The sequence below is a fragment of the Wolbachia endosymbiont of Drosophila tristis genome, from assembly GCF_028981745.1.
Lineage (GTDB): Bacteria > Pseudomonadota > Alphaproteobacteria > Rickettsiales > Anaplasmataceae > Wolbachia > Wolbachia pipientis.
Genome location: NZ_JAPQLN010000019.1, coordinates 1 through 898, shown reverse-complemented (window position 1 = coordinate 898; position 898 = coordinate 1). Strand labels below are relative to the sequence as shown.

Genomic DNA, 898 nt, shown 5'->3' with positions numbered 1-898 from the left:
GTATATTCTCTTGCCATTTCTAATCCTCCAAAATTTTATTTTACCCGAAAAAACTCCTTTCTTTCTCTCCACTTTTTCTGGGTAAGGTCAGTCTGTCCAGGTTCCAAGATCGGTGTCAAAAATTGCTCAAACCATCCATTAAAAACATCCATATTACAGTGGCCTTCAAAGGTTAACGGAACAACTATCTTTCTTCCACTTAAGGCTGCAACCATACTGATTCGTTGAGTTTTCTTTCCAGATTTTAAGGCATAAAACCGCTGTCCTTTCTGGCAATATCCGTAGTTCGGTGTTATCAATGCCAGACTCATCTATATACACTAAGTTTTTAGGTTCTTTTGTCGCTATAATTTTCAAAAATTCAGCACGTTTTTCTTCGTTTCTTTCCTTGTATCCATATGTCTTTTTTTGCGCGTAAATCCAATTTTTTTAAGGGCTCGATAGATCGTTTGGATACTAACGTTGTTCCAAAGTTTAGCCATTTCCGATAGAGTCTTTCCTCCGTGTTCTCTGGCAAATTTGGCAAAGGTATCCCAGTCGGTAATTTTGTGATTGTAACCCCCATTTCCAAGTTTTTTTGATTGAAAGTCTCCTGTTTCTTTTCTTCTTTGCTGCCACTCCCATAAAGTAGTTCGTCCAATCTTAAATCTTGCTGCCACTGTTTCTCTGCTTTCTCCTTCGTCTAGCGCTTCCATTGCTTTTTTTCTTAAATCATAACTATATGCTGCTGGCATTCAACCTCCTTATCATCATCTACCCTTATCCTATCACATCCGGACTTTTATGGAAAGAGCTATATTTTTATCAATTCTGCAATCATTTATCTTAATATTAAGTTTCTTTTGATGCTTGTGAATAGCTGCAAATCTCTTCCTATTTGTTGCAAATACCCTTTTAT

At 36.9% G+C, this 898-nt stretch carries 2 protein-coding genes; both read right to left on the bottom strand.

Annotated elements, in window-relative coordinates; translation table 11 throughout:
- Nucleotides 1-35: 35 nt before the first annotated feature.
- Nucleotides 36-311 carry a transposase gene (locus tag OZD64_RS00160; RefSeq protein WP_010082387.1) on the bottom strand — a complete coding sequence of 92 codons (276 nt, stop codon included), beginning with the start codon at nt 309-311 and terminating at the stop codon, nt 36-38.
- Between the two features lie 42 nt (nt 312-353).
- Nucleotides 354-734 carry a helix-turn-helix domain-containing protein gene (locus OZD64_RS00155; protein ID WP_007549224.1) on the bottom strand — a complete coding sequence of 127 codons (381 nt, stop codon included), beginning with the start codon at nt 732-734 and terminating at the stop codon, nt 354-356.
- Nucleotides 735-898 lie beyond the last annotated feature (164 nt).